The 16,989-nt window shown below is 68.9% G+C and carries 14 protein-coding genes; 11 read left to right on the top strand and 3 right to left on the bottom strand.

Annotation, left to right across the window (positions count from 1 at the left end; translation table 11 throughout):
• Positions 1–56: 56 nt before the first annotated feature.
• Genes K2F54_RS03590 through K2F54_RS03580 form a run of 3 tightly spaced genes read left to right on the top strand, consistent with a single transcriptional unit; the run spans position 57 to position 3,591 of the window.
• A complete protein-coding gene (locus tag K2F54_RS03590) occupies positions 57–1,097 on the top strand; it encodes a carbohydrate ABC transporter permease (protein WP_220604488.1) in 1,041 nt (346 codons plus the stop codon).
• Positions 1,094–2,002 carry a carbohydrate ABC transporter permease gene (locus tag K2F54_RS03585; protein ID WP_220604487.1) on the top strand — a complete coding sequence of 303 codons (909 nt, stop codon included), beginning with the start codon at positions 1,094–1,096 and terminating at the stop codon, positions 2,000–2,002. Before K2F54_RS03590 ends, K2F54_RS03585 begins: the two co-directional genes overlap by 4 nt.
• Positions 1,999–3,591 carry an alpha-amylase family glycosyl hydrolase gene (locus K2F54_RS03580; RefSeq protein WP_220604486.1) on the top strand — a complete coding sequence of 531 codons (1,593 nt, stop codon included), beginning with the start codon at positions 1,999–2,001 and terminating at the stop codon, positions 3,589–3,591. Before K2F54_RS03585 ends, K2F54_RS03580 begins: the two co-directional genes overlap by 4 nt.
• A gap of 126 nt (positions 3,592–3,717) precedes the next feature.
• Here the strand turns inward: K2F54_RS03580 and K2F54_RS03575 are convergent, their stop codons facing one another.
• The 3 genes from K2F54_RS03575 to K2F54_RS03565 all read right to left on the bottom strand — a co-directional run bounded on the left by K2F54_RS03575 (position 3,718) and on the right by K2F54_RS03565 (position 7,926).
• Positions 3,718–5,019, bottom strand: a complete 1,302-nt coding sequence (locus K2F54_RS03575; protein ID WP_220604485.1) for an FAD-binding oxidoreductase — start codon at positions 5,017–5,019, stop codon at positions 3,718–3,720.
• Positions 5,020–5,149: 130 nt separating this feature from the next.
• Complete coding sequence (locus K2F54_RS03570) at positions 5,150–6,457, bottom strand: FAD-binding oxidoreductase (RefSeq protein WP_220604484.1); 1,308 nt, start codon at positions 6,455–6,457, stop codon at positions 5,150–5,152.
• 134 nt (positions 6,458–6,591) lie between these two features.
• A complete protein-coding gene (locus K2F54_RS03565; protein ID WP_308287493.1) occupies positions 6,592–7,926 on the bottom strand; it encodes an aminotransferase class I/II-fold pyridoxal phosphate-dependent enzyme in 1,335 nt (444 codons plus the stop codon).
• Between the two features lie 241 nt (positions 7,927–8,167).
• Between K2F54_RS03565 and K2F54_RS03560 the strand changes: the two genes are divergently transcribed.
• The 8 genes from K2F54_RS03560 to K2F54_RS03525 all read left to right on the top strand — a co-directional run bounded on the left by K2F54_RS03560 (position 8,168) and on the right by K2F54_RS03525 (position 16,839).
• Positions 8,168–9,046, top strand: a complete 879-nt coding sequence (locus K2F54_RS03560; RefSeq protein ID WP_220604482.1) for a nitrilase-related carbon-nitrogen hydrolase — start codon at positions 8,168–8,170, stop codon at positions 9,044–9,046.
• A gap of 87 nt (positions 9,047–9,133) precedes the next feature.
• Positions 9,134–10,582 (top strand): dihydropyrimidinase, encoded by a 1,449-nt coding sequence (hydA, locus tag K2F54_RS03555; RefSeq protein WP_220604481.1) that lies wholly within the window; start codon positions 9,134–9,136, stop codon positions 10,580–10,582.
• Between the two features lie 8 nt (positions 10,583–10,590).
• Entirely contained in the window at positions 10,591–11,625 is a 1,035-nt protein-coding gene (locus K2F54_RS03550; protein ID WP_220604480.1) for a TIGR03842 family LLM class F420-dependent oxidoreductase, read from the top strand.
• Positions 11,622–12,497: an ABC transporter permease gene (locus K2F54_RS03545; RefSeq protein WP_220604479.1), complete on the top strand. Its 876-nt coding sequence runs from the start codon at positions 11,622–11,624 to the stop codon at positions 12,495–12,497. Before K2F54_RS03550 ends, K2F54_RS03545 begins: the two co-directional genes overlap by 4 nt.
• A complete protein-coding gene (locus K2F54_RS03540) occupies positions 12,494–13,321 on the top strand; it encodes an ABC transporter ATP-binding protein (protein ID WP_220604478.1) in 828 nt (275 codons plus the stop codon). The genes K2F54_RS03545 and K2F54_RS03540 overlap by 4 nt, the downstream gene beginning before the upstream one ends.
• Positions 13,318–14,142 carry an ABC transporter permease gene (locus K2F54_RS03535; protein WP_220604477.1) on the top strand — a complete coding sequence of 275 codons (825 nt, stop codon included), beginning with the start codon at positions 13,318–13,320 and terminating at the stop codon, positions 14,140–14,142. Before K2F54_RS03540 ends, K2F54_RS03535 begins: the two co-directional genes overlap by 4 nt.
• A gap of 116 nt (positions 14,143–14,258) precedes the next feature.
• Entirely contained in the window at positions 14,259–15,404 is a 1,146-nt protein-coding gene (locus K2F54_RS03530; RefSeq protein WP_220604476.1) for an ABC transporter substrate-binding protein, read from the top strand.
• Between the two features lie 94 nt (positions 15,405–15,498).
• Positions 15,499–16,839: an aspartate aminotransferase family protein gene (locus tag K2F54_RS03525; protein WP_220604724.1), complete on the top strand. Its 1,341-nt coding sequence runs from the start codon at positions 15,499–15,501 to the stop codon at positions 16,837–16,839.
• The last annotated feature ends 150 nt before the right edge of the window (positions 16,840–16,989 follow it).

Here is a 16,989-nt window from a genome sequence, read left to right as displayed (position 1 = left end):
GGCGGTCGCCGGGCACCTTCCGGCGACCGCCCTTCCCACTGACCAGAAGGACCCCCATGTCGACATCCACGACACAGCGCCCCGGGCAGCGCACGACGCCCGCGCGAAAGACCGGCCGCCTCGACCTGGGCGAGGGGCGCAGGGCCGCGCTGCTGCTCTCGCCGACCTTCCTCGTGCTCGCCCTGGTGGTGCTCTACCCGCTCCTCTCGGCCTTCCACCAGTCCCTGTTCAGCTCTCAGTCCGGGCTCGACGCCGACGGCTTCGTGGTCGAGGGTGACGCGTTCGTTGGCCTGGGCAACTACGTGCAGATCTTCGCCGGCGCCGACGCCGCACGCTTCTACAATGCGCTCTGGAACACCACCTTCTTCACCTTCACCACGGTCACCCTCGAGGTCATCATCGGCATCGCGATGGCCGTGGCCATGAACCGTGCCTTCCGCGGCCGGGCGCTGCTGCGCGCCAGCATCCTGGTGCCGTGGGCGATCCCCACGGCAGTGTCCGGACTGCTCTGGCGCTGGATGTTCCAGGCCGACGGCATCGTCAACACCCTGACCAACCAGCAGGTGCTCTGGACGGCCGAAGGGTTCGCCGCCCAGGCTGCCGTCATCGTCGCGGAGGTCTGGAAGACAGCACCGTTCATCGGCCTGCTCGTGCTGGCCGGCATGCAGATCATCCCCGAGGAGGTCTACGAGGCGGCCAAGCTCGACGGTGCGAACGCGTGGCGGCAGTTCGTCGCCATCACGCTGCCGCTCGTGCGGCCCGCCCTGCTCGTGGCCGTGCTGTTCCGGCTGCTCGACTCGCTGCGCATGTTCGACCTGCCCTTCGTGCTGATCGGCCCACGAAAGAGCTCGGTGGAGACGCTGTCCATCCTGGCCTGGGACGAATCCAACCAGCTGCAGTACGGCACCGCATCCGCGTTCTCGATCATCCTGCTGCTCTACGTGGCGGTGATCGCCTACGTCTTCATCACCATCCTGGGCGCCGACGTGGTGGGGGAGAAGAAGCCCAAGGCCGTACGCGCACGCCGGCGGTCCCAGGAACCGCCTGCCGCAGACGTGACCCGATCCGAACCGACCCAGACGAAGGTGACCCGATGACGACAACGGCCACGCGCCCCCTCACCGACCGGCCGGCCGTGACGCGGCCCGGCACCCGTACCGCCCCGACCAAGGGCTGGTTCCGCGGCATCGGCCCGATCGGGCGCACCGTCGCGATCATCCTCATCGCGGTCTACTGCCTGGCCCCGTTCTACTGGATGATCGTGTCGAGTTTCCGCCGCTCCACCGACATCTTCCAAAACACCCTGCTGCCCACGACCTGGTCCCTGGAGAGCTACCGGCAGGTCTTCGACGGGTCGACGATGTTCGGCCAGGCGATGCTCAACAGCCTCATCGTGGCGAGCACCACCACGGCGTTCGCCCTGGTACTCGGCATTTTCGCCGCCTACGCCATCGCCCGGCTCAACTTCAGGTTCAAGACCGTCGTGCTCGCCGTGATCATCGGAACGTCCATGTTCCCGGGCATCTCCGTGGTGGTCCCGCTCCTGCGGCTCTTCTCGGACATCGGCTGGATCAACACCTACCAGGCCATGATCGTGCCGAGCCTCTCGTTCGCCATCCCGTTGGCGGTCTGGAACCTCACCACCTTCATGAAACAACTGCCCTACGAGCTGGAACAGGCCGCCATGATCGACGGCTGCACCAAGTGGCAGGCGTTCCGGCTGGTGCTGCTGCCGCTGGCGGCTCCCGGCATCTTCACGACGGCCATCCTCACCTTCATCCACAGCTGGAACGAGTTCATCATCGCCCTGTCCATGGTCAACGACCCCGCCATCCAGACCGCCACCGTGGCGATCTCCAAGTTCACCGGCGCCAGCGACTTCCAGGCGCCATACGGTGCCCAGATGGCGGCGGGTGTGCTCGTCACGATCCCGCTGGTGATCGTGGTGCTGATCTTCCAGCGCCGAATCGTGGAAGGCCTCACCTCGGGGGCGAACAAGTGACCGGCACCGCCTGGTGGCAGACCGCCGTCATCTACGAGGTCTACCCGCGCTCGTTCGCGGATGCCGACGGCGACGGCGTCGGCGACCTCCGCGGGCTCCGCCAGCGCCTGCCGTACATCGCCTCCCTCGGCGTGCAGGGAATCTGGCTCACCCCGTTCCAGACCTCACCCCAGGTCGACCAGGGCTACGACATCAGCGACTACTGCGACGTCGACCCGCTGTTCGGCACCCTCGCCGACTTCGACGCCCTGCTTTCGGATGCGCACGCCCTCGGCATCCGCCTCCTCGTCGACCTCGTGCCCAACCACACCAGCACCCAGAACGTGCTCTTCCAGGCGGCCCTGCAGTCGGCGCCGGGCTCCGACGCCCGGGCGATGTTCCACTTCGTCGACGGCCCGGATGCGGCCGGGGCCACCCCGCCCAACAACTGGATCAGCGTCTTCGGCGGCAGCGTCTGGGACCGGGCGCACCCCGGTTCCGCCCAGGACCGGCAGTGGTACCTGCACCTGTTCTCCGCCGCTCAACCCGACTGGAACTGGCAGAACCCCAAGGTAGCCGACTACTTCGACGGCGTGCTGCGGTTCTGGTTCGACCGCGGGGTCGACGGCATCCGGGTGGATGTGGCGCACGGTCTGTTCAAGGCCGAGGGGCTGCCCGACGCGCCGACGGTGCCGACGGTGATCGACGGCCTGCGCTCCAACCCGATGGCCATGGATCAGGAACCCGTCCACGACGTGTACCGCCGGTGGCGCCGCATCGCCGACGAGTACGACCCGCCGCGGCTGCTCGTGGGTGAGGTGAACCTCGAGCCCGATCGCGCCGGCCGGTACACCCGGCCCGACGAGTTGCACCAGACCTTCGCCTTCGCGTTCGCCCGCCTCGGCTGGCAGCCCGAGGAATGGGTGGCCGTGGGGCAGCAACTGGAGGCGGCCCGCCGCCGCTACGGCGCCGACCCGAGCTGGGCGTTGGAGAACCACGATCTCGTGCGCACGGTGACCCGCTTCGGCGGCGGCGGCGCGCGCGGCGCTGCCCGCGCCAGGGCGGCCCTGCTGGCGCTGCTCGGCCTGCCCGGAGCGATGTACGTCTACCAGGGCCAGGAGCTCGGCCTGCCCGAGGTGGATGTGCCCGTGGAAACCCGGGTCGACCCGATGTGGAGCCGGGGCGGGGTCAGCCGCGACGGTGCGCGCATCCCGCTGCCATGGACGTCCGCTGCGGCAGGCACACACGGTTTCTCGCCGGATGGCGCCCAGCCGGCCTGGCTGCCGGCGCCGGAAGGCTGGGGTGCATGGGGCATCGACGCCCAGCAGCTCACCGAGGAATCGGCGTATTCCGCCTTCACCGCCGCCATCAAGCTGCGCGGTGAGCTGCTGGCGTCCGGGGTGTTCCAGGCCAGCGAATCGACGCGTTGGCGGCTGGCGGGTGACGGCCTGGTGCTCTGCGAGCGCGAGGGCGGCGTCACCGTCGCGGTGGCGATGGGCGACACCCCGGTGAGGTTGCCGGCCGGCCGGGTGCTCGCCAGCTCCGCGCCCCTGCTGCCGGACGGCCGGCTCCCGGCCGACTCAGCGGCCTGGGTCCTCCGCGCCGCCTGACGCGCCCCGCCCCGCCTCACGGCAGCGCCCGACTGTTGCCCGTGCGGACAAACGCACCCGGTGTGCCGGCAACGATTGTCCGCACGGGGAACAGTTACTCCGCGGGAGCCCGCGGCCGCCCCCGGCTCAGGGCACGATGTTGTGGTTGAAAGCGAGCACGTTCTCGGGGTCGTAGCGCCGCTTCGCCGCCCGCAGCCGCTCCACGGTGGCCGGCGGATAGATCCGGGTGATCGTCGTCGCATCCGGGTGCATGCTGAAATTGCCGTACTCGCCGGTCACATCGCCGGCCAGAGCGGCCCAACCGTCGTGGATGCGGCGCTCGGCGTCGGCCGGAGCATCCGGCGGCAGAAACGCCGCCGACACGACGAAGGCCTCGGCGTCCCGGTAGGCCAGCGCCGTGGCATCCGCCGGCACCCGGTTGAACGCCCCACGCAGATAGCGCACCATGAGCACGGCCGCTCCGAACGCGGCGTGCGCGGTGGTGAGCCGGCTGATCAGCCCGTCGTCGACGTTGCGGGCAAAACCGTTGTGGTCGACCAGCCGGATCTGGGCCGGAGGCAGCTCGGGCTCCTCGAGAACGTCCACATAGGCCTTGGCTGCCACATCGTGTCCGGTCACCCCGGGCAGGGTCAGCAACGGCTGGATGGCCGTCATCGCCTCATCGACGTCATTGCCGCCGAAGCAGACCAGAACTTGGGTTGCGGCCGGCATCTCGGGGCCGAAGGCGGGCATCGCGATCACGGTGGAGTTGAGCTCCTCCGGGGAGTGCCGCATCACGTCGCGCCAGCCGCGCAGGGTGTCGGCCAGCCGCGCCGGATCCACGGTGATCGAACCGGCCACCACACCGGGCAGCGGATGCGCCTGGAAGGTGAACCGGGTCACCACGCCGAAATTGCCGCCGCCGCCGCGCAGCGCCCAGAACAGCTCCGGCTCACGGGTGCCGCTGGCCGTCACGACGGCGCCGCTGGGCAGCACCACCTCGGCCTCGCGCAGGCTGTCGAGGGCGAGGCCCTGCTGCCGAACCATCCAACCGATGCCGCCGCCGAGGGTGAGGCCGCCCACGCCCACCGAGTAGGTGTCGCCGCTCGAGATGGCCAGCCCGTGTGGTTGCAGTGCTCGGGCCACGTCGCCCCAGACGGCGCCGCCGCCCACCCGCACCAGTCCGTCGCCCAGCACCTCCACGTCGCTGATGCCGGCCAGATCCAGCACCATCCCGCCGTCGTTGGTGCTGAACAGAGTGTGCCCGCCGCTCCTCACCGACAGTGGCAAACCGTGCGCCCTGGCATAGCCGATCGCCGCCGCGACATCCGCCGCGGACGACGGCCGGGCAACCAGCGCCGGGCTGCCGAGCACGCCGTAGGCGGTGGCGGCCGCCGGGTATTCTGCCGAGTCGGGCAGGAGAATGCTGCCCGCGAATCCGTCGATCATCGTTCCTCCCACGCCTGTCGCGTGCGGCGCCGACACCCCCTGTCGCAGTCGCCGGCCCGCACGGGCTGAGTAGCCGTCGACGCCCAGCATGCCCCTCGTGCACCCGCACCGCGACCCCCGTCATCCGGGCTCAGGGCACGATGTTGAGGTTGTGGGCCAGCACGTTGTCGGGGTCGTAGCGACGTTTCGCCGCCCGCAGCCGTTCCATGGTGGCCGGCGGGTACATCAGATCGAGCACGTCGGGATACGCGCGCAGATTGAAGTTGCCGTAGGTGCCCGTCAACCTCTCGGCCACGGGCGCCCACCCGTCCAGGATGCGCCGCTCGTCCTCGTCGGGGGCATCCGGCGGCAGGAACGCCGCCGACATCACGAAGGCCTCCACATCCCGGTGCGGGAATGCCGTGGCATCGGTGGGCACCCGGTTCAACGCCCCGCGCAGGTACCGCACCATCAGCACCGCCGAATCGAGGGCGGCGTTCACGGTGGTGACCCGTTCGATGAGCGTGTCGTCGAGGTCGCAGGCGAAGCCATTGCGGTCGACGATCCGTATCGACCCCGGCGGCGCCGACGGTTCGTCGAAGACCTCCACGAAGAGTTTGAGCTCAACGTCGTTGCCGATGCCGATAACCCCCGGCAGAGCGAGCAGGGGCCGGATGGCCGACCAGGCTTCGTCCTCGTCGGCGCTGCCGTAACAGACCAGTACCTTCGTCGTCGCGGGCATCTCGGGACCGAACTCCGGTGTGGCGTACACCGTCGAATTGAGCTTCTCCGGCGCGGCGCGCATCACGTCCCGCCAGCCGGGCAGAGTCTCGGCCAGGCGCGCCGGCTGCACGTCGATGGTGCCGAAGACCACACCCCGCAGCGGATGCGCCTGGAAGGTGAACCTCGTCACGACGCCGAAGTTGCCGCCGCCGCCGCGCAGCGCCCAGAACAGCTCCGGCTCACTGCTCTCGTTGGCCGTCACGATGGCGCCGCTGGGCAGCACCACCTCGGCCTCGCGCAGGCTGTCGATCGCCAGGCCGTGTTGTCGCACCAGCCAGCCGATGCCGCCGCCCAGGGTGAGACCGCCGACGCCCACCGAGTAGGTGTCGCCGCTGGAGACCGCCAGGTCGTACTCGAGCAGCTCCTGGGCCACACTGCCCCAGGTGGCGCCGCTGCCCAGGCGCACCAGGTTGCCGCCCTGCACCTCGACGTCACGGATGCGGGAGAGGTCGAGCACCATGCCGCCGTCGTTGGTGTTCAGCGGGCTGTGCCCGCCGCTCCGCACCGACAGCACGAGGCCCTCGGCCCTGGCATAGGCGATCGCCGCCGCGACGTCCGCCGCAGTGGTCGGTCGGGCCGCCAGCACGGGCCTGCCGACCTTGCCGTATGCGGTGGCCGCCAAGAGGTATTCGTCTGAATCGGGCCCGAGGATCGTGCCCGCAAAGCCGTCGATCATGATGCCTCCACACCTGTCGCGTGCGGCATCGATCGTCCCCGAGTCGCATCCGCCGGACCGCACTGGTGAGTCACTGTCAGCGCCCAGCATGCCCCTCGGCAGCGCGGCCCGCGACCCCGCCCCGAGAAGGCTGGCTACGCCAGCGCTCCGGCCGCCGCCGCGATCGCCCGGGCGACGGGCGCCACATCGTCGACCAGCGCCCCGGCGGTCACCCGGATGAAAGCCTCCGGCCGCTCCGATGCGAGGAACGGGCTGCCGCCGGCCACCCGGATGCCCGATGCCGCCAGCCGCACGATGGCGTCGCGCTCGTCGGCCACCGGCACCCAGGCGTTGATGCCGTCGGCCCGGGCCAGCGGCAGGCCGAACCCGGTGAGGGCATCCGCCAACGCCTTCTGCCGGGCGAAGTACACGTGCCGGGCCTCGAACACCAGCGCCATGCTGGTGCTGTCGGTGAGCAGCTCGTGCAGGATGGTCTGCAGCATCCGGCTGGTCCAACCCGGGCCGAGCATCCGCCGGGCCACGATCCGGTCCACCAGCGCGGCCGGCCCGCCGAGCGCGGCGATCCGCAGGTCGGGGCCGTGCGATTTGGAGTAGCTGCGCACGTGCAGCACCCGCTCGGGCAGCCAGCGGCCGAGGGACACATCGGGGGAGGTGCTGATCGCACCGGAGTGGTCGTCCTCGATCACCACGGTGTGCGCGGCCCGTTTGCCGGCGGTCAGCAGCCGGGCCAGCTCGGCAGCCCGGTCCGGCGACATCGACGCCCCGGTGGGGTTGTGCGCCCGCGGCTGCAGGATGACCGCGGCCGGCGACTGCGCCAGCGCCGCCTGGAAAGCGGCCGGCTCGATACCCTCCGCATCCACCGCAACGGGCAGTCGCTCGATGCCCATCTGCTCGAGCAGGTCGAAGAACGGGGGGAAGCCCGGGTCTTCGACGATGACCCTGTCACCGAACCTGGCCACCTGCTCGAGGCTGCGCGAGATCGCGTCGAGGGCCCCGTCGACCACCGTGATCGACTCGCACGGGTACGGCCAGGAGCCGGTCAGCACGGTGAGCAGCTCCGGGATCACCGGTGGCGCCTGGTAGCTGGGCGTCATCGCGCGCTGGGAGACCCTGGAGAGTGCGGGGCCCAGCGCGGGCAACAGGAGCGGATCCGGCGTGCCCCGGGACAGGTCGATGCGGGTCTCGCTCAGATGGCCGGCCAGCGATTGGGTGCGGGCCGGCAGCCAGTTCGTGGGCTGCTCCCGAACGAAGGTGCCGCTGCGGCCGCGCGAGACGATCAGCCCCGCCGCGGAGAGCGCCTGCCAGGCGTGGCTGACCGTCGCGGGGCTCACCCCGAGCACCCCGGCGAGGTCCCGCACTGTGGGCAGGCGCTCGCCGGGGGCGATCCGGCCGGTGCTGATCAGCCGGCCGAGGGCGGCCGCGATTCCGGCCGGCGTGGCCTCTTCGATCTCGTTCAGATACAGCTGCACGGGGTCCTTCCTGGGCAAATGCTTGCCAGCAGCATCCGCTAACGACAGGATGATGATTTACGCATGCGTCATGTGAAGAAACAGAACAGAAATGTTTACGTCGAATAATAACAAAACCGGACACCGTAACGTGGCTCGATCTCGACAAGCACTCTCACCGTTCAGCTCGCAGAACACCGCGTTGCCGTCCGACCCCCGCTGACGAGGTTCCACAGTGTGAGACCCAGTGGAGGCAGACAGTATGAGCGTTGACACAACCAGCACCGGCACAGCCAACATCGTGCGAGCGGCGATCACCCAGACCACGTGGACGGGGGATATCGAATCGATGATCGTCAAGCACGAGCAGTTCGCCCGCGACGCAGCGGCCGACGGCGCGCAGGTGATCTGCTTCCAGGAGCTGTTCTACGGCCCCTACTTCGGCATCACCGAAGACGCCAAGTATTACGACTACGCCGAGCCCGCCGACGGCCCGATCGTGCAGCGCTTCGCAGCGCTGGCCCAGGAACTGAACCTGGTCATGGTGCTCCCCATCTACGAGGAGGAGCAGCCCGGCGTGTATTACAACACCGCGGTGGTAGTGGATGCCGACGGCACGATCCTCGGCAAGTACCGCAAGCACCACATCCCCCACCTCGACAAGTTCTGGGAGAAGTTCTACTTCCGCCCAGGCAACCTCGGCTACCCCGTCTTCACCACCGCCGTCGGGCCGATCGGCGTGTACATCTGCTACGACAGGCACTTCCCGGAGGGCTGGCGGGAGCTGGGCCTGAACGGCGCCCAGATCGTGTTCAACCCCAACGCCACCAAGCCGGGGCTGTCGAACCGGCTCTGGGAGATCGAGCAGCCGGCCGCCGCCGCCGCGAACGGATACTTCGTGGCCGCGCCCAACCGGGTGGGCCGGGAGGACAACGAGTACGGCGAGGACGCCGTGACGTTCTACGGCACCAGCCAGTTCGTCGACCCGCAGGGCAACTACGTGGGCGAGCTGGGCAGCAGCGAGAACGAGGAGGTCGTGATCCGCGACCTCGACCTCGGCATGATCCGCCAGGTGCGCAACAACTGGCAGTTCTACCGCGACCGCCGCCCGGAGTCGTACACCTCGATCCCCAAGCCGTAGCCACTGTCCGTTGGTCGAGCTTGTCGAGGCCAGGTAACGAGGTCTCGACAAGCTCGACCAGCGATACCCAACGAACAGGAGAACGTCATGAAGACCCTGATCAAGAACGGCACCGTGGTCAATTCCACGGGCACGGCCACAGCGGATGTGCTCATCGACGGCGAGAAAATCGCCGCGGTGCTCGCCCCCGGTTCCACCCTGCTCGGCTTCGACATCGAGCGAAACGTCGACACCGTCATCGACGCGGCCGGCAAGTACGTCATCCCCGGCGGCATCGACGCGCACACCCACATGCAGATGCCGTTCGGTGGCACCGAGGCCAGCGACACCTTCGAGACCGGAACCCGGGCCGCGGCCTGGGGCGGCACCACGAGCATCGTCGACTTCGTGGTGCAGTACGCGGGCGAGAACGTGCTCGACCAGTATCACCTCTGGCAGGAGAAGGCCCGTGGCGAGTGCGCCATCGACTACGGCTTCCACCAGATCCTCTCCGACGTGCAGGACTCCTCCCTCGTCGCCATGGACGAGCTGGTCAACGAGGGCGTCTCCAGCTTCAAACTGTTCATGGCCTACAAGGGGGTGTTCCTCTCCGACGACGGCCAGATCGTCAAGGCCATGCAGAAGGCATCCAGCAACGGCAGCATGATCATGATGCACGCCGAGAACGGCAGCGTCATCGACCTGCTCGTGCAGCAGGCCGTCGCCGCCGGCAACACCACGCCGTACTATCACGGCCTCACCCGGCCGTGGCAGGCCGAGGAGGAGGCCACCCACCGGGCCATCATGCTCGCCAACCTCACCGGGGCGCCGCTGTACGTGGTGCACGTGAGCGCCAAACAAGCGGTGGAGCAGATCGCCACCGCCCGCGACCGCGGCCAGAACGTGTTCGGCGAGACCTGCCCGCAGTACCTCTATCTGTCGCTGGAAGACCAGCTCGGCGCCGAGAGCGAGGAGTGGGGCCGCTTCGAGGGCGCCAAGTGGGTGTGCAGCACACCCTTGCGGTCCAAGGCCGAGGGCCACCAGCACCACATGTGGCAGAGCCTGCGCACGAACGACATCCAGATGGTCTCCACCGACCACTGCCCGTTCTGCATGAAGGGCCAAAAGGATATGGGCCTGACCGACTTCTCCAAGATCCCCAACGGCATCGGCTCGGTCGAACACCGGATGGACCTGCTCTACCAGGGCGTGGTCGACAAGCAGATCTCCCTCGAACGCTGGGTGGAGGTCACCTCCACCACCCCGGCGCGCATGTTCGGCATGTACGGCCAGAAGGGTGTCATCCAGCCAGGCGCCGACGGCGACGTGGTGATCTACGACCCGAACGGGCACACCTCGATCGGCCTGCCAGAGACCGGGCGCGACAAGACCCACCACATGAACATGGACTACTCGGCCTGGGAGGGCTTCGAGATCGACGGCCACGTCGACACCGTGCTCTCCCGCGGCAAGGTCGTCATCGACCACAACCAGTACCTCGGCGCCAAGGGCGATGGCAAGTACATCAAACGCGGCCTCAGCCAGTACCTGATCTAGGGGACACCATGGACTTCGGCGCAGTACTCCAGACCAACCCGCCCTCGGCTCGCACCGTGCAACTGGCCGTGTTGGCCGAGAACCACGGCTTCAGCCACGTGTGGACCTTCGACTCGCACCTGCTCTGGCAGGAGCCCTACGTGATCTACAGCAAGATTCTCAATGAGACCCGCAAGGTGATCGTGGGCCCGATGGTCACCAACCCGGCCACCAGGGACTGGACCGTCACGGCCTCCACCTACGCCACCCTCAACGAGATGTACGGCAACCGCACCATCTGCGGCATCGGCCGCGGCGACTCCGCGGTGCGGGTGACCAACGGCCGGCCCAGCACGCTGAAGACCCTGCGCGAATCGATCCACGTCATCCGCGAGCTCGCCAACTCCCGCCCGGTGGAATACAACGGCGCGACCCTGCAGTTCCCCTGGAGCACGGGTTCCACCCTGGACGTGTGGGTGGCCGCGTACGGTCCGCTGGCGCTCAAGCTCACCGGTGAGGTCGGCGACGGTTTCATCCTGCAGATGGCCGACCTCGACGTGGCCGAGTGGATGATCACGACCGTGCGTGCCGCCGCCAAGAACGCGGGCCGTGACCCCGACGCGATCAAGTTCTGCGTGGCCGCGCCCATGCACATCGGCGACGATATGCCGCACCTGCGTGATCAGAACCGCTGGTTCGGCGGCATGGTGGGCAACCACGTGGCCGACATCGTGGCCAAGTACGGAGACCCTTCGACAGGCTCAGGGCAAGGGGCGGTGCCGAAGGCTCTCACCGATTACATCAAGGGCCGTGAGGGCTACGACTACAACGAGCACGGCCGCGCCGGCAACACCCACGCCGACTTCGTGCCAGACGAGATCGTCGACAGGTTCTGCCTGCTCGGCCCCGCAGAGGCGCACATCGAGAAGCTCAAGGCGCTCAAGGAGATGGGCGTCGACCAGTTCGCCGGCTATCTGCAGCACGACAACAAAGAGGAGACCCTGCGCGTCTACGGCGAAACCGTGATCCCCGCCCTGGCCAACCACATCACGGCCAAGGCATGACCCAGCGGATGCCGCGGCGCATCCTGGTGGGCGCCCTCGGTGTGCTCGCGCTCGCGCTTCTGTGGGAGCTGTACATCTTTCTCGGACCCGCGGACGGCGTGGTCGTGGGCGGTCTCACCGTGCTGCCGCGGGCCAGCGAGATGGCCATGCCGCACCTCTGGGTGATGCTGGAGCGAGCTCTCGACCCCGTCACCGGCAGCGCGAGTGCTGTGCCGATGTGGCAGGCCGTGCTGGCTGCGTCGCTGTTCACCCTCGGTATCTCCGCGGTCGGCTGGATCGTGGGCGTCACGGTGGGACTGGCGCTGGCGCTGCTCATGCAGCGGTTCACGCTGGCCGAATCGGCCATCCTGCCCTGGATCATCCTCAGCCAGACCGTGCCGCTGATCGCCCTCGCCCCGCTCGTGCGGCGCTGGGGTGCGCAGATCGAGTTCGGCGCCTTCAGCTGGGAGAACTGGATGTCGGTGGCGCTGATCGCGTCCTACCTCGCCTTCTTCCCGGTCTCCATCGGCGCCCTCAAGGGCCTCGGCTCACCCGACGCCAACCACGTGGACCTCATGCGCTGCTACGCGGTGGGCTGGTGGAAGACCCTCTGGCGACTGCGGCTGCCGGCCAGCGTGGGCTACCTGCTGCCGGCCCTCCGCCTCGCCGCGGCCAGCGCCGTGATCGGCAGCGTCGTCGCTGAGGTCTCCATCGGGCTGCGCGGCGGCATCGGGCGGCTCATCGTCGAATACGCCGGCGCCGCCGGCAGCGACCCGGGCAAGCCCTGGGCCCCCATCTTCGGGTCGATCCTGGTTGGCCTCGTCGCCGCCGGGTTCGTCGGCCTGATCTCACTGTTCCTACGTCGATTCCGCAGGGGAGAGGTGGCCGCATGACCACGGCAGCAACACCGGTACAGCACGCCGTGGAGGTGAACGACATCAGCCGGGTCTTCACCGGCCGCAAGGGCGCATCCGTCACGGCCCTGGATGCGGTGAACCTCACCGTCGCCCCCGGCGAATTCGTCTCGCTGATCGGGCCGAGCGGCTGCGGCAAGAGCACCCTGCTGCGGCTGATCGCCGACCTCGACACCCCCACCAGCGGGTCGATCGAGGTGTTCGGCAAGACCGCCAGGCAGGCGCGCATCGACCAGGACTACGGCATCGCCTTTCAGCAGGCCGGCCTGCTGCCCTGGCGCACGGTGGCCGGCAACATCGAACTGCCGCTGGAGCTGCACGGCGCCGACAAGGCCGCCAGGCGCGAGCGCGCCGCCGAACTGATCGAGCTGGTGGGCCTGACCGACTTCGCCGCGCACTACCCCGACCAGCTCTCCGGCGGCATGCAGCAGCGGGTGGCGATCGCCCGGTCCCTGGCCGAGAGCCCCAGCCTGCTGCTGATGGACGAACCGTTCGGCGCCCTGGACGAGATGACCCGTGAGCGCATGCAGAACGAGCTCGTGCGCATCTGCGCCGAGACCGGTGCGGCCGTGGTCTTCGTCACCCACTCCATCCCCGAGGCGGTGTTCCTGTCCAACCGGGTGGTGGTGATGTCGCCGCGGCCCGGCCGCATCCGTGACGTGCTCAGCGTGAACCTCGGCCGGATGAGCGACCGCGGCGAGAACCTGCGCGAGGAGGAGGGCTTCTTCCACTCGGTCAGCCGGGTGCGGGAGCTGCTGCACGGCGCCGCCCCCACCGGGGCGCGCGGGGTCGAGACGCGATGAGCGCCGGGGCGAGCACGCGGGTGGTGGCCCCATCCGGCCCGGCCCGCTCGGGTGCGGCGGGGTCCGGCCTGGCCCGCACCGTGCTGCCGCCGGTGCTGCTCGGGGCGGCGGCCATTCTGCTCTGGCAGGGTTTCGTCACCGTGCTGGCGGTGGAACCGTTCATCCTGCCCGGCCCGTTCCTCATCGGCGAGGAGTTCGCCGGCAACCTGCAGAACGTGCTGGCCGGCTCCATCGTCACCGGCCGCAACGCCCTGATCGGGCTGGTGCTCGGCGCGATCGTCGGCGTGCTGCTGGCCATCCTCTCGGCCCTGGTGCGGGTTCTCGACGAGATGGCGGCCCCGATCGTCGCGGCCGTCGCGGTGGTGCCGATCGTGGCGTTGGCGCCCGTGTTGTACACGATGTTCGGCGCCAACGCCGAGACCGCCCGGCAGCTCGTGGCCGCTCTGGCGGTGTTCGTGCCGGTCTACTTCAACACCCTCAAGGGCCTGCGGATGGTGCGCCCGGTGCACCGGGACCTGATGCGGTCCTACGCCGCGTCGAGCTGGCAGGCCACCAGGACGGTGACCCTGCCCACCGCGGTGCCGTTCGTGTTCACTGGTCTGCGCATAGCCGCGTCCCTCGCCGTGATCTCTGCCCTCATCGCCGAGTACTTCGGCGGCCCGGTCGGCGGCCTCGGCAAGTCGATCACCTCGGCGGCGTCCAGCAGCAACTACGGCCTGGCCTGGGCGTACGTACTCGGCTCCATCATCCTCGGGCTCCTCTTCTACTGCGCAGCCCTCGGCCTGGAGAAACTGGTCAGCCGCCGCGCCCCCACCGCTTGAACCTCTCCCGCACAGCCAACCCGCACCGCAGCATCCGCACCCACCCCCACAGCACCACCCCCACAGCACCACCCCCACAGCACCACCCCCGCAGCAGTACCTATCAGGAGGCAGACATGACACACAGCACTCGATGGCTGGGCACGGCCGGCGCTCTCGCGGCGGCCAGCGCCCTGGTTCTCACCGGATGCTCCGCCGCCGGCGACACCGAACCCTCGGAGGACTCCGCCGGTCTCACCCCCGTCACCCTGCAGTTGCAGTGGGTGGCCCAGGCCCAGTTCGCCGGCTACTACGCCGCCGTCGACCAGGGCTTCTACGAAGACGAGGGCCTGGACGTGACCATCGCCGAGGGCGGCGCCGACATCGTGCCGCAGGACGTGCTCGCGTCCGGCGACGTGGACTACGCCATCTCCTGGGTGCCCAAGGTGCTCGGCTCGATCGAACAGGGCGCCAACATCACCAACGTGGCCCAGATCTTCGAACGCAGCGCCACCACCCAGATCTCGTTCAAGGAGGCGGGCATCACCAGCCCGGCCGACCTGGCCGGTAAGGACGTGGGCAGCTGGGGCTACGGCAACGAGTGGGAACTCTTCGCCGGCATGCAGCAGGCCGGTGTCGAGGTGGGCGACATCAGCCTCGTGCAGCAGGCCTTCGACATGAACGCGTTCCTGGCCGGCGACATCGACGCGGCCCAGGCGATGACCTACAACGAGTACGCGCAGGTGCTGGAAACCATCAACCCCGACACCGGTGAGCTGTACCAGCCCGACGACATCAACGTCATCGACTGGAACGACGAGGGCACGGCGATGCTCCAGGACGCCATCTGGGCCAACGCCGACATGCTCGCCGACGACGAGGCCTACGCCGACCAGACCGTCGCCTTCATCAAGGCCTCGATCAAGGGCTGGATCTACGCCGCCGAGAACCCCGAAGACGCCGCCACCATTGTCGCCGACGCAGGCTCGGCCCTGCCCGCCGGACACCAGCTGTGGATGACCAACGAGGCCAGCAAGCTGATCTTCCCGTCCTCGAACGGTGTGGGCCTGATCGACGAGGACGCCTGGGCGAACACCGTCGACATCGCAATGAACACGGAGAACGAAACCGGTGGCACCATCATCACCACAGACCCGCCCGAGACCGCGTACTCCAACGAGTACGTGCAGCAGGCGCTGGATGAGCTGACCGAGGAGGACGTCGACGTGATGGGCGCCGAGTGGGCACCGATCGAGGTCACCCTGCAGGAGGGCGGCGAGTAGAACAACCCCGACCGGGCGGTCGCCCCGCGGCCGCCCGGTCACCACCTTCCCGCCTCGAGCGGGCAGAACCGAAGGAACGAACATCGTGACCGACATCGACACCGACACCGGAACAGCCGCTCCCGCCGCTGCCGGCCTGAACGAAGTCACCACCGAGCTCGACCGGGCCCACGTCTTCCACTCCTGGTCCGCCCAGGGGGCACTGAAGCCCCTCGTCATCGCCGGCGGCCTCGGCTGCCGGGTCTGGGACCACGACGGGCGCAGCTACCTCGATTTCTCCAGCCAGCTGGTGAACGTCAACATCGGCCACCAGCATCCGGCCGTGATCAGGGGCATCATCGAGCAGGCGAAACTGCTCACCACCATCGCGCCGTCCACCGCCAACCTGGCCCGCGGCGAGGCAGCTCGGCGTATCGTCGACCGTGCTCCGGCCGGCTTCAACAAGATCTTCTTCACCAACGGCGGTGCGGATGCCAACGAGAACGCCATCCGGATGGCCCGCCTGCACACCGGCCGCGACACCGTGCTCTCCACCTACCGCTCGTACCACGGCAACACCGGCGCGGCCATCGTCGCCACCGGCGACTGGCGCCGGATCCCCAACGAATACGCTCGCGGGCACGTGCATTTCTTCGGCCCCTACCTCTACCGATCCGAGTTCTGGGCGACGACGCCCGAGCAGGAAACCGAGCGGGCCCTGCACCACCTCGAGCGGGTCATCCAGAGCGAGGGTGCCACCTCGATCGCCGCCGTGCTGCTGGAGTCCATCCCTGGCACCGCCGGGGTGCTGATGCCACCGCCCGGCTACCTCGCCGGAGTGCGGGCGCTCTGCGACCGGTACGGCATCATGCTCATCCTCGACGAGGTGATGGCGGGCTTCGGCCGCACCGGGCGCTGGTTCGCGTTCGAGGGCAGCGGGGTGGTGCCCGACCTGATCACCTTCGCCAAGGGGGTCAACTCCGGCTACGTGCCCGTCGGCGGGGTGATCATCTCCGACCCGATCGCCGCCGACTTCGACGAGACCGTGTTCCCCGGCGGGCTCACCTACAGCGGGCATCCGTTGGCGATGGCCTCGATCGTCGCGGCGCTGGACGCCATGGCCGAGGAGGGCATCGTGGAGAACGCCGCCCGGATCGGCACCGAGGCGATCGGCCCTGGCCTCGCGGCGCTGGCGGCGAAACACCCGATCATCGGGGAGGTGCGCGGCGAGGGCGTCTTCTGGGCGATCGAGCTCGTGGCCGACCCCGTGACCCGTGAGCCGGTGTCGCCGGCCGTGATGGGCCGGATCAAGACCGAGCTGCTGGCCCGCAACCTGCTGCCCTTCATCATGGAGAACCGCATCCACGTGGTGCCGCCTTGCGTCGTCACCGACTCCGAGGTGGCCGAGGCCCTCGCCATCTACGACGAGGTCCTCTCCCTCGACCTCGCTGGTTGAGCTTGTCGAAACCCGCCCCCGATCGCTGGTCGAGCTTGTCGAGACCCGTCCCCATACGTTGGTCGAGCTTGTCGAGACCCGGTGACCGTGCCTACGTTCAGAGGACGGCTAACCAGATCTCGACAAGCTCGATCAACCGCTCTCACCCCC

The organism is Cryobacterium inferilacus (genome assembly GCF_019599185.1).
Taxonomy (GTDB): Bacteria; Actinomycetota; Actinomycetes; order Actinomycetales; family Microbacteriaceae; genus Cryobacterium; species Cryobacterium inferilacus.
The sequence above is the reverse complement of the archived record's forward strand: the minus strand, read 5'-3'. Positions and strand labels throughout refer to the sequence as shown.

Bases quoted from the DNA above. Each gene is read 5' to 3' on its own strand.
- K2F54_RS03590 (WP_220604488.1), top strand. From the start codon at position 57: ATGTCGACATCCACGACACAGCGCCCCGGGCAGCGCACGACGCCCGCG.
- K2F54_RS03585 (WP_220604487.1), top strand. From the start codon at position 1,094: ATGACGACAACGGCCACGCGCCCCCTCACCGACCGGCCGGCCGTGACG.
- K2F54_RS03575 (WP_220604485.1), bottom strand. From the start codon at position 5,019: ATGATCGACGGATTCGCGGGCAGCATTCTCCTGCCCGACTCGGCAGAA.
- K2F54_RS03570 (WP_220604484.1), bottom strand. From the start codon at position 6,457: ATGATCGACGGCTTTGCGGGCACGATCCTCGGGCCCGATTCAGACGAA.
- K2F54_RS03560 (WP_220604482.1), top strand. From the start codon at position 8,168: ATGAGCGTTGACACAACCAGCACCGGCACAGCCAACATCGTGCGAGCG.
- hydA (WP_220604481.1), top strand. From the start codon at position 9,134: ATGAAGACCCTGATCAAGAACGGCACCGTGGTCAATTCCACGGGCACG.
- K2F54_RS03550 (WP_220604480.1), top strand. From the start codon at position 10,591: ATGGACTTCGGCGCAGTACTCCAGACCAACCCGCCCTCGGCTCGCACC.
- K2F54_RS03545 (WP_220604479.1), top strand. From the start codon at position 11,622: ATGACCCAGCGGATGCCGCGGCGCATCCTGGTGGGCGCCCTCGGTGTG.
- K2F54_RS03540 (WP_220604478.1), top strand. From the start codon at position 12,494: ATGACCACGGCAGCAACACCGGTACAGCACGCCGTGGAGGTGAACGAC.
- K2F54_RS03535 (WP_220604477.1), top strand. From the start codon at position 13,318: ATGAGCGCCGGGGCGAGCACGCGGGTGGTGGCCCCATCCGGCCCGGCC.
- K2F54_RS03530 (WP_220604476.1), top strand. From the start codon at position 14,259: ATGACACACAGCACTCGATGGCTGGGCACGGCCGGCGCTCTCGCGGCG.